Genomic DNA, 13,364 nt, shown 5'->3' with positions numbered 1-13,364 from the left:
TCGGGGGTGGTGGTCACCGGTCGACGCCTCCCATCACGGGGTCGATGGACGCGACAGCGACGATGACGTCGGCGACCTGGCCGCCCTCGCACATCGCCGCCATGGCCTGCAGGTTGGTGAAGGACGGGTCCCGGAAGTGGACCCGGTAGGGGCGGGTGCCTCCGTCGGAGACGGCGTGCACCCCGAGTTCGCCCTTGGGTGACTCGACGGCCGCGTACGCCTGTCCCGGCGGGACGCGGAAACCCTCGGTCACCAGCTTGAAGTGGTGGATCAGGGCCTCCATGGAGGTGCCCATGATCTGCTTGATGTGGTCCAGGGAGTTCCCCAGACCGTCCGGTCCCAGGGCGAGCTGCGCGGGCCAGGCGATCTTCTTGTCGGTGACCATGACCGGGCCCGGCTGGAGCCGGTCCAGGCACTGTTCGACGATCCTGAGCGACTGGCGCATCTCCTCCAGGCGGATCAGGAAGCGGCCGTAGGAGTCGCAGGTGTCGGCGGTGGGGACGTCGAAGTCGAACGTCTCGTAGCCGCAGTACGGCTGGGACTTGCGCAGGTCGTGCGGGAGGCCGGTGGAGCGCAGGACCGGGCCGGTGGCACCGAGGGCCATGCAGCCGGCCAGGTCGAGGTAACCGACGTCCTGCATACGGGCCTTGAAGATGGGGTTCCCGGTGGCGAGCTTGTCGTACTCGGGAAGGTTCTTCTTCATCTTCTTCACGAACTCGCGGATGTGGTCCACCGCGCCGGGCGGCAGGTCCTGGGCGAGTCCGCCGGGGCGGATGTACGCGTGGTTCATCCGCAGGCCCGTGATGAGCTCGTAGATGTCGAGAATCATTTCACGATCACGGAATCCGTAGATCATGATCGTGGTGGCGCCGAGTTCCATACCGCCGGTGGCGATGCACACGAGGTGCGAGGACAGCCGGTTGAGCTCCATGAGGAGCACACGGATCAGGGTGGCGCGTTCGGAGATCTGGTCCTCGATGCCGAGGAGCTTCTCGACGGCGAGGCAGTAGGCGGTCTCGTTGAAGAAGGACGTCAGGTAGTCCATGCGCGTGACGAAGGTCGTGCCCTGCGTCCACGTGCGGAACTCGAGGTTCTTCTCGATGCCGGTGTGCAGATAGCCGATGCCGCAGCGGGCCTCGGTGACCGTCTCGCCGTCGATCTCCAGGATCAGGCGGAGCACGCCGTGCGTGGACGGGTGCTGCGGGCCCATGTTGACGACGATGCGCTCGTCGTCGGCACGGGCCGCGGACTGGACGACCTCGTCCCAGTCGCCACCGGTGACCGTGTAGACGGTGCCCTCGGTGGTCTCGCGCGGAGTTGCGTGCTGCGTGCTCATGAGTACGACCTCCGCTGGTCCGGAGCCGGGATCTGGGCGCCCTTGTACTCGACGGGGATGCCGCCGAGGGGATAGTCCTTGCGCTGCGGGTGGCCCGGCCAGTCGTCCGGCATCATGATCCGCGTGAGGGCCGGGTGGCCGTCGAAGACGATCCCGAAGAAGTCGTACGTCTCGCGCTCGTGCCAGTCGTTCGTCGGATAGACGGAGACCAGGGACGGGACGTGCGGGTCGCTGTCCGGGGCGCTGACTTCGAGGCGGATCAGCCTGTTGTGGGTGATCGAGCGCAGGTGGTAGACGGCGTGCAGCTCGCGGCCCTTGTCCTGCGGGTAGTGGACTCCGCTCACGCCCGTGCAGAGTTCGAAGCGCAGGGCGGGGTCGTCGCGCAGGGTCTGGGCGACGCCGAGCAGGTACGCGCGTTCGACGTGGAACGTCAGCTCGTCGCGGTCGACGACCGTCTTCTCGATCACGTTCTCGGGGACCAGACCCTGTTCCTCCAGGGCGCCCTCGAGTTCGTCGGCGACCTCGTCGAACCAGCCGCCGTACGGCCGCGCCGAGGCTCCCGGGAGCCGGACGGAGCGGACCAGGCCGCCGTAACCGGAGGTGTCGCCACCGTTGTTGGCGCCGAACATGCCGCGCTGGACGCGGATCTCCTCGCCGCCGTCGCCGCGCTGGCCGGGGAGGTTGGAGGCGGCGAGGTCCTTCTCGGGGTTGACCCCGTTCGTCGCCCCGCCCGCTCCGGTGCCGTTCGCGTCGCTCATCGCAGCAGCCCCTTCATCTCGATCGTGGGGAGTGCCTTGAGCGCGGCCTCCTCCGCCTCGCGGGCCGCCTCCTCGGCGTTCACGCCGAGCTTGGAGCTCTGGATCTTCTGGTGGAGCTTGAGGATCGCGTCGATCAGCATCTCGGGCCGTGGCGGGCAACCGGGCAGATAGATGTCGACCGGGACGATGTGGTCGACGCCCTGCACGATGGCGTAGTTGTTGAACATGCCGCCCGAGGAGGCGCAGACCCCCATGGAGATCACCCACTTGGGGTTGGGCATCTGGTCGTAGACCTGCCGCAGCACCGGCGCCATCTTCTGGCTGACCCGGCCGGCCACGATCATCAGGTCCGCCTGGCGGGGTGAGCCGCGGAAGACCTCCATGCCGAAGCGCGCCAGGTCGTAGCGGCCGGCGCCGGTGGTCATCATCTCGATGGCACAGCAGGCGAGTCCGAACGTGGCGGGGAAGACGGACGCCTTGCGCACCCAGCCCGCGGCCTGCTCGACGGTGGTCAGCAGGAATCCGCTCGGCAGTTTTTCTTCGAGTCCCATGTCTTAGAGGCCCCTCAGTCCCATTCCAGGCCGCCGCGCCGCCATACGTACGCGTACGCCACGAAGACGGTGAGCACGAAGAGCAACATCTCCACGAGCCCGAAAACACCCAGGGCGTCAAAGGTGACGGCCCAGGGGTAGAGGAAGACGATCTCGATGTCGAAGACGATGAAGAGCATCGCCGTCAGGTAGTACTTGATGGGGAATCGCCCACCGCCGGCCGGCGTGGGTGTCGGCTCGATCCCGCATTCATAAGCTTCGAGTTTGGCCCGGTTGTACCGCTTCGGGCCGATGAGCGAAGCCATGATCACGGAGAAGATCGCAAAGCCTGCCCCGAGGGCTCCCAGTACGAGGATGGGCGCATACGCGTTCACCGCTCCTCGCTCCTCTCAGTCGGCACTGACTGCTGGCGATTGCATGGGTCCGGCGCCGCCCCGTCCGCCCGCCAACCCCGCCCGTCCCGGCGAAGATCGCGAACATGTGAAGCAGGTCACAAGCCCAACTGCCCCGCATCCTATGCCCGGCGGTCTGTGATCTGCGACACGGGGTATTGCCGAACCTTTGTGATCTCCACCACCCGACGAAGGATCATGAAGTCGGATGAGCGGTGATCTTCACACCCGAAGCGTCCACGTGATCACCAGAGGTGACATCCTCACGGGTCACCGCTGGTCACAGGCGGCATCTCAATATCAAGAGACTTCTCTTGCATGCAAATTGGAGATGGACGGGGCCGCTTGATAGAGGAGCGCGTTCACACATCGGAGGGAGCCGAGTGGCGAATGTGGACGCACCGGCGTGCGTGCACGCGTTCACGAGCGGCGGCGATCGACGAATCCCACGCGGGACGCACCCCGGCCGGTGACCGTTCCGTGACCTGTGCCACACCCGTGAAGGCCTGTGAAGATCGGGGGTTGGCCACGGACCGCAACCGATGGTAGGCGGCGGGCAATTGGGGCGTATCCATGAAAGTGCATGATCACAGGCATGATCACCCGTGTCCGCAATGCCCGTTACGGCGTCAATAAAGAGTGACAGTCCGGGAATTTGGGGGCCCCATTGAACAACTGTGGCGCACCACACGTTTCTTGAAGGTATGGAGGAGTCGCTGGTACCGCTAGTACCCATGTCCCACACCGCTACCGCTCACATACGAAGCCACCGGAAGCCCCGGCGTGCCGGCAACTCGTCGCTGGCGATGCGCGCCGGAGTCGCCGGTGGCGTTCTCAGCACCCTGGCAGTGGCGGGTGCGTCCAGCGCGGCGAACGCCGCCGAGTCCGTGACGCAGACCATCGAACTGCCCACCCTCACGGCCGACCTGGCCACCCAGATCGCCGAGTCCGCGGACGCCACGCAGCTGGCCGCAGCGAACTACGAGCTCGCGGCCGAGCGTGACGCCGCAGCCGCCAAGGCGGCTCAGGAGGCCAGGAAGGACCTCGCGGAGGCGAAGCAGAAGGCGGAGGCCAAGGAGAAGGCCGAGGCCGCTCGCAAGGCCGCCGCGGAGGCCGCTGTCTCCCGCTCCGCCGAGCGCGCCACGCTGGCGGCCTCCGACACCGGCTCCAGCTCGGCGGCGTCGCAGGTGACCGCCCCCGCGAGCGGCAGTGTCGCGACCGTCATCGACTTCCTCAAGGCCCAGCTGGGCGACGCCTACGTCATGGGCGCCACCGGCCCCAACGCGTGGGACTGCTCCTCCCTGGTCCAGGCCGCGTTCAAGCAGGTCGGCGTGGACCTCCCCCGGGTCTCGCAGGACCAGTCGATGCAGGGCACCGAGGTCTCCCTGTCGAACATCCAGGTCGGCGACATCCTGTACTGGGGTGCGAAGGGTTCGGCGTACCACGTCGCGGTGTACGTGGGGAACGGCCAGTACCTGGACGCGGCCAACCCGTCCAAGGGCGTCGTCATCCAGGACCTGTCCGGCTACCCGGCGTCGGGTGCGGTGCGCGTGCTCTGAGCCGACGGCCGGGAATTCGGCGTGTGAGGGTCGTTGCCGTTGGCGGGCAGCGACCCTCGACCCGTCTCCGCCGTGCCCGTCCCTGCGCGCCTCCTGGGCCTCCCTGAGCCCCTCCCGGGCCATTCCTGGGCCCTCCCTGAGCCCCTCCCGGGCCCTTCCTGGGCCCTTCCTGGGCGCTTCCGGCTCCCCTTCTCCGCTCTCCGCCCCTGCGGGGGACGGCTGTGTGAGGCTGAAGCCTCAGTGCCAGTCGGCACTCCACACAGCAGAAGGAGAGACAGCGATGCCTCGTGTCTTCGTACAGGGCAGGCCCGTCGACTCGTATCCGCGGCTCACGCCCGAGGCGCGGCGTGGGACCGTGCGACGGATCACCGAAGTGGGCGAAGAGGTCCTGCACAAGCCGTGCCGGGACGTGACCGAGTTCGGGCCCGAACTCGCCGCGCTCATCGACGACATGTTCCTGACGATGTATGTGGCCGACGGAGCCGGGCTCGCGGCCAACCAGGTCGGCGTCGGTCTGCGGCTGTTCGTCTACGACTGCACGGACGACGACGGTGTCCGACATGTCGGACACATCGTCAATCCGGTGCTGGAGCCGCTCGACGCCGGCGACCGGCGCCTCCTCGACGAGGGCGAGGGATGCCTTTCCGTGCCGGGGGCCGTGATGGCCGTACCGCGTCCTGATCGTGCCGTGGTGCGCGGGTTCGATCAGGACGGGAACGCTCTTGTCGTCGAGGGGACGGGGTACTTCGCCCGGTGTCTGGAGCACGAGACCGACCATGTGAACGGGCACGTGTATCTGGACCGGCTCTCGAAGCGGGAGCGGAAGGACGCGCTGCGGCAGGTGGCGGACCGTCGCGAGGCGGTGTTCGCGCGACGGTCCGCCAAGGAGGAGGCCCTCGCCTCCTGAGGTGCCCTCACCCTCTGAGGCGGAGCCCTCCGCCGGTCACGCCTTCGGGGCCACCTTGCTCAGGCCGTTGATGATCCGGTCCATCGCGTCACCGCCCGTGGGGTCGGTCAGGTTGGCCAGCATCTTGAGGGTGAACTTCATCAACAAGGGGTGGGTCAGGCCGCGTTCGGCAGCGATCTTCATGACCTTCGGGTTGCCGATGAGCTTCACGAAGGCGCGGCCGAGCGTGTAGTAGCCGCCGTAGGTGTCCTTGAGCACGCGCGGGTAGCGCTGGAGCGCGATCTCCCGCTGGGCCGGTGTGGCCCGCGCGTGGGCCTGGACGATGACGTCGGCGGCGATCTGGCCGGATTCCATCGCGTAGGCGATGCCCTCGCCGTTGAAGGGGTTCACCAGGCCGCCGGCGTCGCCGACCAACAACAGCCCCTTCGTGTAGTGGGGCTGCCGGTTGAAGGCCATGGGGAGGGCCGCGCCGCGGATCGGGCCGGTCATGTTGTCGGGGGTGTAGCCCCAGTCCTCCGGCATGGACGCGCACCAGGCCTTCAGCACCTCGCGCCAGTCCAGTTCCTTGAAGGAGTCCGAGGTGTTGAGCACGCCGAGGCCGACGTTGGACGTTCCGTCGCCCATGCCGAAGATCCAGCCGTAGCCGGGGAGCAGGCGGTCCTCGGCGCCTCGCCGGTCCCAGAGTTCCAGCCAGGACTCCAGGTAGTCGTCCTCGTGGCGCGGCGAGGTGAAGTACGTACGGACCGCGACGCCCATCGGGCGGTCCTCGCGGCGGTGCAGGCCCATCGCCAGGGACAGGCGGGTGGAGTTGCCGTCGGCGGCGACCACCAGCGGGGCGTGGAAGGTGACCTCGCGCTTGTCCTCACCGAGTTTCGCGTGCACGCCCGTGATGCGGCCGGTGCGGTCGGTGATGGGGGCGCCGACGTTGCAGCGCTCGTACAGGCGCGCGCCCGCCTTCTGGGCCTGGCGGGCGAGCTGTTCGTCGAAGTCGTCGCGCTTGCGGACGAGTCCGTAGTCGGGGAAGGAGGCGAGTTCCGGCCAGTCGAGCTGGAGGCGGACGCCGCCGCCGATGATGCGGAGGCCCTTGTTCCGGAGCCAGCCGGCCTCCTCGGAGATGTCGATGCCCATCGCGACGAGTTGCTTGGTCGCCCGGGGCGTGAGGCCGTCGCCGCAGACCTTTTCGCGCGGGAAGCTGGTCTTCTCCAGCAGCAGTACGTCGAGTCCGGCCTTCGCCAGGTAGTAGGCGGTGGTGGAACCGGCTGGCCCGGCCCCGACGACGATCACATCGGCGGTGTTTTCGGAGAGGGGCTCGGTCACGACGGGTTCTCCCCAAGACTCTCAAATCTGCGTGCCGACCGGCACTGGACATGGGCAGTCTATTCAGCAGTACCGATCACCGGCTGAAGGGCTGCCCCGTGAACCGAGCGCTCCCCGTAGTACGCCTGCGTGTTCCCACCGACGAGGACGCCTTCGCGTGGCACCGGGTCTTCGACGACCCCGACGTCATGGAGTTCCACGGGGGCAGATCGGCGGAGCTGTCCGTCTACGAGGAGCTGACCGCCCGCCAGCGTCGGCACGACGCCGAGCACGGGTTCTGTTTCTGGACCATGCTCGACGAGTCGGACCAGGTCATCGGCTTCACGGGCGCCCAGCCGTGGCCGCGGGACTGGGGGCCCAAGGGCGAGATCGAGATCGGCTGGCGGCTCGGACGGGCCCACTGGGGGCAGGGGTACGTCACGGCGGCGGCCGGGTTGACCCTGGAGCGGGTGCGCGCGGCGGGTGTGTCCGGCGTGGTCGCGATGGTCGACGCCCGCAACGAGCGGTCCATCGCGGTCACCCGACGGCTGGGCATGCGGCTCACCGATGTCTTCACGACGCCGACACTGAAGCAGGAAGGGCACTGCTACCGGCTTGATCTGTGAGCGGCTCGGTGTGTGATCGGCCTGGTCTGCGACCACAGACGGTTACAGAGGGTAGTAATTTGGCGCGGATAAACACTTAGAGCTTCCGGGCGGTGCGTGGTCGGGGTTACTCTGCCCGTACCGCTGGGGGTGACGTCTGTGCACAGAACACCCGACGCACCCGATGTGCGCGTACCCAAGCTCGTCGGCCTGATGGCCATGGACGCACGGGAGAGAGCCAGGGCACACGGGGTGCTCCTGGCCGCCGCCGACCGGCCCGAGTTCCAGCTCACCTTCGTCGACCACGTCGTACGGCAGTATCCGCCGCCCGGCGTGGCGATACCGCGCGGCGCCGTCGTCACCGTGTGGTTCGACTTCGGGGAGGGCGAGGGAGGCGGGGGCGCGGGGGTGCGCGAGCCGCGGGTGCCGAAGCCGCCCAGGGGCGGGCTGGAACGCGAACTGGACCGTCCCGGGGACGCGTTCGAGGTGATCAGGTGACCTGCTGACCTGCTGACCTGCTGACCTGCTGACCTGCTGACCAGACGATCGAGTGATCCGGTGGCCTACCGGGAACTGGGAACCAGGAAACAGGAACCGGCGGCAGGGAGCGGGCAGCGACAACTACGGCTGCTTGAAGCCTCGGTGCAGTGCCACGACGCCGCCCGTGAGGTTGCGCCAGGCCGTGTTCGACCAGCCCGCCTCGCGCAGCAGCTCGGCCAGGGCCGGCTGGTCGGGCCAGGCGCGGATGGACTCGGCGAGGTAGACGTACGCGTCGGGGTTCGAGGAGACCGCGCGGGCGACCGGGGGCAGGGCGCGCATCAGGTACTCCGTGTACACCGTGCGGAAGGGCGCCCAGGTCGGGTGCGAGAACTCGCAGATCACGACCCGTCCGCCGGGGCGCGTGACCCGGTACAGCTCGCGCAGCGCGGCGCCCGTGTCCTGGACGTTGCGCAGCCCGAAGGAGATCGTGACCGCGTCGAAGGTGTCGTCCTTGAAGGGCAGCTTCGTGGCGTCGCCCGCCGTGAAGGGCAGCCAGGGGTGGTTCCGCTTGCCGACCCTGAGCATGCCGAGGGAGAAGTCGCAGGGGACGACGTACGCACCCGTGCGGGCGAAGGGGAGGGAGGACGTGGCCGTGCCGGCGGCCAGGTCGAGGATCTTCTGCGCCGGGCGGGCGTCGACCGCCTTCGCGACCTCCTTGCGCCACACGCGGTCCTGGCCGAGCGACAGTACGTCGTTCGTGAGGTCGTACCGTTCCGCCACGTCGTCGAACATCGAGGCGACTTCGTGCGGCTGCTTGTTCAGGGATGCGCGGGTCACGTGCCCATTGTGGCAGTACGTACGTCATGGCCTCCCGGCGGCACGGGTGCGGGCCGGGCGTACCCGAAGCGCCCGGCCCCTCGCCGCACCAGTAGGTCGGCCGCCTACGGCAGCAGTTTCGGCTTCTTCCTCGCGGCGACGTCCTCCACCCAGCCGCACAGCGCGATGAACACGGCGATCAGGATCCAGCCGACGCCGAACATGAACCACTGGCTCTCCAGCGGGAGGTACTTCTCGAAGGCGGGGACGTTCCAGAACTGGTCGATCAGCGGGACGGCCAGGATCAGCGCGATCTCGTGCCAGAGGTAGAGCGTGACGGCGCGCGCGTTGAAGATCGTCACGATCCGGTCGAGCCGCTTGTGGCGGGTGAGCCCCGCGAAGTCGATCTCGAAGTGCGCCTTCGCGTACATCAGCAGCGTCACGAAACCCGCCGACCAGAACGCCTGCGCGAGCGGGATGTCGTCGAGGTCGTAGGAACCGGTCTCGGCCTGGTGGGTGAAGGCGTACCAGCCGCCGAAGCCGATGGCGGCCAGGGAGAGGAGGACCACCAGCGCCGGCTTGAGGCGTTGCAGGACGCCCTCGCGGTGTGCGAAACCGAGGACCCAGCAGAAGAGGAAGGTGGCCAGGTCGGTGAGGCCGTTGCCGAAGCGGTTGTCCGGGGGCTCCCAGAGGTAGTGGAACACCACGATCGGGGCCAGGGAGAGGAGCAGTACGGCCACCGGGGCCAGCCGGAACGTCCTCAGGAGCAGCGGGGACAGCAGGACGAACCAGAGGTAGGTGCGCAGGTACCAGAGGATCTCCCAGGCCTGCTGGCCCCAGGCGTTGCCCGGTGGGTCGCCGAGCGGGACGACCCAGAAGACGATCTGCCAGCCCGGCATCCAGTCGTGGACCATCATCGCGACGACCACGAAGAAGCCCCAGAACCAGAAGGGCGGCAGGAGCCGGCGGACCCGGCTCCTGATCACCTTGACGGCGGGGCGCTCCAGGGACTTCGCCATCAGCGTGCCGGCGAGGGCGAACATGATCCCCATGGAGGGGAACACCATGCCGGCCCAGGCCCAGCCGAAGGTGTGGTAGGTCACTACGCGGACGAGGGCGACGGCCCGGAGGGTGTCGAAGTAGCGGTCGCGGCCCCCCGGTTTCCGTGTCTTCGGTCCGGCTCCGGGCTCGGCTCCAGGTTCGGCTTCGTGCTCGGCTTCGGGCGTGGTCTCCGGGGCGGACTCGCGAAGAGCCGTCTCCGGAAGTTCCGGTCCCAGAGGTTCCGGCCCCGGAAGTTCCGTCTCCTTGGTGTCGTCGACGTCGGGGGTCACGTACCCCTGTTCGCCATAGCCGACTTGCCCGTAGCCGACTTGCCCGTAGCCGACCTGGCCGTAGCCGACCTGGCCTTGTTCGGCGTACTGCTGGGGGTACGGCTCCTGCGGATACGGCTGTTGCCCGTATCCGTATCCGTACCCGTAGTCGTTGCCATGGCCATGGTTCTGGCCGTAGTTCTGGCCGTAGTTCTGGCCGTAGCCCTGCTGATCCGTCCCCCAGCTCATCAGCTTGCCCCCGCCGGGGTGCCGACCTCGCCCGTGCGCTTCAGTTTCTGCCAGCGCAGGCGACCGCCGGTGAGAGCGGTGATGCATGAGTGGATGAGGACGAGGTACATCATCTGGCGGTAGGCGAGTTGCTGGAGCGGCATCATCAGCAGGTAGCGGTACTTCTCGCGGTCCAGGCGGAACGCGTAGGCGGCGCAGACGAGTTGGATGCCCAGGACCGCGAGCCACGCCAGCAGGGCGGCCTGGAAGTCGATGAAGATCATCGAGTAGGCCGTGAAGACGTCGATCAGCGGGGCGAAGACCGGCGTGATGATCTGGAAGATGACCACCAACGGCATGCCCACGCGGCCGAAGCGGCCCGAAGGTCCCTTGTCCGTCAGGGACTTGCGGTGCTTCCAGAGGGCCTGCATGGTGCCGTAGGACCAGCGGTAGCGCTGCGACCACAGCTGCTTGAGCGAGGCGGGCGCCTCCGTCCAGGCCCTGGCGTGCTCCTGGTAGACGACCCGCCAGCCCGCACGGTGGAACGCGATGGTGATGTCGGTGTCCTCGGCGAGCGTGTCCTCGCTCATGCCGCCGACCTCAAGGACCGCGTCGCGGCGGAACGCGCCGATCGCGCCGGGGATGGTGGGCATGCAGCGCAGCAGGTCGTACATGCGGCGGTCGAGGTTGAAGCCCATCACGTACTCGATGTGCTGCCAGGCGCCGATGATCGTGTTGCGGTTGCCGACCTTGGCGTTGCCCGCGACCGCGCCGACCTCGGGGTCGGCGAAGGGCTGGACGAGCTGGTGCACGGCGTCCGGTTCGAAGACGGTGTCGCCGTCCATCATCACGACGATGTCGTAACTGGCGCTGCGCACACCGTTGTTGAGGGCGGCCGGCTTGCCCGCGTTCTCCTGGCGGATGACCCGGACGTTCGTCATGCCGAAGGAGTAGGCGGCGTCGCGGGCGATCTGGGACGTGTTGTCGTCCGAGCCGTCGTCGACGACGATGATCTCGATCGGGTGGGTGCTCTTCGCCAGCGACTCAAGGGTGTTGGCGATGCACTCCTTCTCGTTGTACGCGGGCACGATCACGGTCACCGGCCGGGTGACCGTCGGTCCCCAGCTGAACTTCCCGCCCTTGCCGCGTTTCCGGTTGCGCTGCCGGTAGTGGCGGCGGGCGAGGATCAGCATCATCCCGAACCGGCCCATGACGGCGAAGCCGACCACCGCCAGCCCTGTTGCCAGCCCCGGTACTGCCCATTCGGCGACCGCGACGGCGGCGATGAGGGCCTTGCCCTCGTAGAGGGTCGCGCCGGTGGCGGTGCGGTGGGCGGCCTGGAGGCTCGACGTCCCCGTGCCTCCGGGGCCGTTGCCCGCCTGTCCAGTGCCTGACTGACCAGTGCCCGCCTGCCCGTTGCCGAACTGACCGTTGCCCTGTTGCCCGTTGCCCTGCTGGCCGTTGCCCTGCTGGCCGGTCGGCGCGCCCCCGGGCTGCTGACCCTCGGCGGTGCCCGCACCCGTACCGGTCGCCGTACCGGCACCCGTACCCGTACCGGTGGCCGTCTGTTGCGCGCTCGACGCCTGCTGCTGGATCGCGCCGCTGATGGTGGTGAAGGTGTAGCCCGCCGCCTTCATCTTCTTGATGTACGTCGGCAGCGCCTTGATCGTCTGTGAGCGCTCGCCGCCGGCGTCGTGGAAGAGCACCGAAGCGCCCTTGCCGTCCTCCGGCGTGGCCCACTTGATGATCTTCGAGACGCCGGGCCGCTTCCAGTCGTCGCTGTCGGTGTCGACGAAGACGCTGGTGTAGCCCTCCTCACCGAGCTTCTTGTAGACGGGCCAGCTGTAGTTGTCGATGGCGTCCGCCTCCGACGAGTACGGCGCCCGGAACAGCGTCGTCGTGATGCCGGCCGCGCCCGCCAGCGCGAGCTGCGTCTGCTGCATCTCGCGGTTGACGCGGGCGTCGCTCTGGTAGGAGAGGTCGACGTGCGTGAAGGTGTGGATGCCGATCTCGTTGCCCTCTTCGACCATCGTCTTCACGATGCTCGGGTAGCGCGACACCATCGAGCCGACCACGAAGAACGTGCCGGGGACGTCGTACTCCTCCAGGATCTTCAGGACCTGGGGCGTCCAGGTGGGGTTCGGACCGTCGTCGAAGGTGAGGGCGATGGTCTTCTCCGGCACGGACTGGATCACGGCCTGTCCGTTGCGGAAGCTGAGGATCGGCCCGCCGTTGATGACCTTGTCGGGGACATCGCTGGAGCTGGCCCCGGTGCGTACGCGCTGGTCGCCGCCGACCTCCGCGCGCAGATAGCCGTCGAGCAGCATCACGCTGGTCAGCGCGAGCAGGAGCAGCATGGCGAGGATGACTCGCGGTTTCTGCAGCGCTGCGGCCTTGCCGGCGGCCCGCTGCACCTTCGAGGGGGCGCGCCTGCGGCCGCGCGAGGTGGTCGTCGTAGTCATGGGTGGCTGCGTTCCGGTCAGTTGGCGCCCGCGGAGGCGGACGCGGTGGCGGTCGCGGTCGGTGCCGAAGCGGGCGGCTCGCCCGTGGCGATGCCCGTCGGCAGGGAGCCGGAGGGCCTGGTGGGCCGGGTGGCGGCGCCGGTGGGAGCGCCGGACGGGGCCGCTCCGAAGCCGCCCTGCGGCTGCTGGTTGCTGCCCGGACCCTGATTGCCGCCGGGGCCGCCGCCCCCGAAGGGCAGCAGCGAGGACGGGGTGAGCGACGTGCCCCAGCCCATGAAGGCCATGCCGAGCACGAAGGCATACCCAAGACAGACGACACCGAGGAAGGTGCCGAACCGGCGGAGCAGTTTCGCCCGGCGGCCGGAGTTGTCGACGAACACGGGACCGTCCGCGGATCCGTTGGACCCATTGGACCCGTTGGACGTCTTGCCGGTCTTACGGCGACGGCCGCGGCCGTCGGCACGGTTTTCGATGTCAGGCTCGGAATGCATTCCCCGGACATTAGGAGGGCTTTATGTGACCGAAACTCTGGTTCTCATGTGAGACGCCCATGAGAAATTCCTTAACCTGTGCATCTTCTGAGAGATTCCCCGGAAGCCTGCGCAACCCGCCTCCGATGGAAAGGGGCCGATTGTCCCGCTTGCTTGCCCCATTCGCACTCTTC

13 protein-coding genes are annotated in these 13,364 nt (G+C 68.2%); 4 read left to right on the top strand and 9 right to left on the bottom strand.

Features of this window, described 5'->3' with window-relative positions; all coding sequences use genetic code 11:
* Window positions 1-13: 13 nt before the first annotated feature.
* The 4 genes from OG595_RS25655 to OG595_RS25640 are packed head-to-tail and all read right to left on the bottom strand — an operon-like array spanning window position 14 to window position 3,019.
* Entirely contained in the window at window positions 14-1,336 is a 1,323-nt protein-coding gene (locus OG595_RS25655) for an NADH-quinone oxidoreductase subunit D (protein WP_329275912.1), read from the bottom strand.
* On the bottom strand, window positions 1,333-2,094 hold the full coding sequence (locus OG595_RS25650) for an NADH-quinone oxidoreductase subunit C (protein ID WP_329275910.1): 762 nt from the start codon (window positions 2,092-2,094) through the stop codon (window positions 1,333-1,335). Before OG595_RS25650 ends, OG595_RS25655 begins: the two co-directional genes overlap by 4 nt.
* Window positions 2,091-2,645 carry a NuoB/complex I 20 kDa subunit family protein gene (locus tag OG595_RS25645; RefSeq protein WP_006382209.1) on the bottom strand — a complete coding sequence of 185 codons (555 nt, stop codon included), beginning with the start codon at window positions 2,643-2,645 and terminating at the stop codon, window positions 2,091-2,093. The genes OG595_RS25650 and OG595_RS25645 overlap by 4 nt, the downstream gene beginning before the upstream one ends.
* 14 nt (window positions 2,646-2,659) lie before the next feature.
* Window positions 2,660-3,019 carry an NADH-quinone oxidoreductase subunit A gene (locus OG595_RS25640; RefSeq protein WP_005476348.1) on the bottom strand — a complete coding sequence of 120 codons (360 nt, stop codon included), beginning with the start codon at window positions 3,017-3,019 and terminating at the stop codon, window positions 2,660-2,662.
* A 722-nt stretch (window positions 3,020-3,741) separates the two neighbouring features.
* On the opposite strand from OG595_RS25640, the gene OG595_RS25635 reads away from it, so the two are divergent.
* Together OG595_RS25635 and def are read left to right on the top strand one after the other, a co-directional pair.
* Window positions 3,742-4,596, top strand: coding sequence for a C40 family peptidase (locus tag OG595_RS25635; RefSeq protein WP_329275907.1), 855 nt, complete (start codon window positions 3,742-3,744; stop codon window positions 4,594-4,596).
* 280 nt (window positions 4,597-4,876) lie between these two features.
* Entirely contained in the window at window positions 4,877-5,503 is a 627-nt protein-coding gene (gene def, locus OG595_RS25630) for a peptide deformylase (protein ID WP_329275905.1), read from the top strand.
* A gap of 36 nt (window positions 5,504-5,539) precedes the next feature.
* Here def and OG595_RS25625 read toward each other — a convergent pair whose 3' ends face one another.
* Window positions 5,540-6,820, bottom strand: a complete 1,281-nt coding sequence (locus OG595_RS25625) for a geranylgeranyl reductase family protein (RefSeq protein ID WP_329275904.1) — start codon at window positions 6,818-6,820, stop codon at window positions 5,540-5,542.
* Between the two features lie 98 nt (window positions 6,821-6,918).
* Here OG595_RS25625 and OG595_RS25620 point away from each other — a divergent pair, with 98 nt between their 5' ends.
* Window positions 6,919-7,425: a GNAT family N-acetyltransferase gene (locus tag OG595_RS25620; RefSeq protein WP_329275902.1), complete on the top strand. Its 507-nt coding sequence runs from the start codon at window positions 6,919-6,921 to the stop codon at window positions 7,423-7,425.
* A 138-nt stretch (window positions 7,426-7,563) separates the two neighbouring features.
* Window positions 7,564-7,902, top strand: a complete 339-nt coding sequence (locus OG595_RS25615; protein ID WP_329275899.1) for a PASTA domain-containing protein — start codon at window positions 7,564-7,566, stop codon at window positions 7,900-7,902.
* Window positions 7,903-8,025: 123 nt separating this feature from the next.
* Here the strand turns inward: OG595_RS25615 and OG595_RS25610 are convergent, their stop codons facing one another.
* From OG595_RS25610 to OG595_RS25595, 4 genes are all read right to left on the bottom strand, one after another.
* Window positions 8,026-8,721: a demethylmenaquinone methyltransferase gene (locus OG595_RS25610; RefSeq protein WP_329275896.1), complete on the bottom strand. Its 696-nt coding sequence runs from the start codon at window positions 8,719-8,721 to the stop codon at window positions 8,026-8,028.
* 104 nt (window positions 8,722-8,825) lie between these two features.
* Window positions 8,826-10,259, bottom strand: a complete 1,434-nt coding sequence (locus OG595_RS25605; protein WP_329275894.1) for an acyltransferase family protein — start codon at window positions 10,257-10,259, stop codon at window positions 8,826-8,828.
* On the bottom strand, window positions 10,259-12,700 hold the full coding sequence (locus OG595_RS25600) for a bifunctional polysaccharide deacetylase/glycosyltransferase family 2 protein (RefSeq protein ID WP_329275892.1): 2,442 nt from the start codon (window positions 12,698-12,700) through the stop codon (window positions 10,259-10,261). The genes OG595_RS25605 and OG595_RS25600 overlap by 1 nt, the downstream gene beginning before the upstream one ends.
* Before the next feature lie 17 nt (window positions 12,701-12,717).
* Window positions 12,718-13,191, bottom strand: coding sequence for a hypothetical protein (locus OG595_RS25595; RefSeq protein ID WP_329275890.1), 474 nt, complete (start codon window positions 13,189-13,191; stop codon window positions 12,718-12,720).
* Between the last annotated feature and the right edge of the window lie 173 nt (window positions 13,192-13,364).

Origin of the sequence: Streptomyces sp. NBC_01451, from assembly GCF_036227485.1 — a bacterium.
In the GTDB taxonomy this organism is placed as follows: Bacteria; Actinomycetota; Actinomycetes; order Streptomycetales; family Streptomycetaceae; genus Streptomyces.
The sequence above is the reverse complement of the archived record's forward strand: the minus strand, read 5'-3'. Positions and strand labels throughout refer to the sequence as shown.

Coding starts and splice junctions, on each gene's coding strand:
- OG595_RS25595 (WP_329275890.1), bottom strand. CDS start 13,191: ATGCATTCCGAGCCTGACATCGAAAACCGTGCCGACGGCCGCGGCCGT.
- OG595_RS25655 (WP_329275912.1), bottom strand. CDS start 1,336: ATGAGCACGCAGCACGCAACTCCGCGCGAGACCACCGAGGGCACCGTC.
- OG595_RS25650 (WP_329275910.1), bottom strand. CDS start 2,094: ATGAGCGACGCGAACGGCACCGGAGCGGGCGGGGCGACGAACGGGGTC.
- OG595_RS25645 (WP_006382209.1), bottom strand. CDS start 2,645: ATGGGACTCGAAGAAAAACTGCCGAGCGGATTCCTGCTGACCACCGTC.
- OG595_RS25605 (WP_329275894.1), bottom strand. CDS start 10,259: ATGAGCTGGGGGACGGATCAGCAGGGCTACGGCCAGAACTACGGCCAG.
- OG595_RS25600 (WP_329275892.1), bottom strand. CDS start 12,700: ATGACTACGACGACCACCTCGCGCGGCCGCAGGCGCGCCCCCTCGAAG.
- def (WP_329275905.1), top strand. CDS start 4,877: ATGCCTCGTGTCTTCGTACAGGGCAGGCCCGTCGACTCGTATCCGCGG.
- OG595_RS25635 (WP_329275907.1), top strand. CDS start 3,742: ATGGAGGAGTCGCTGGTACCGCTAGTACCCATGTCCCACACCGCTACC.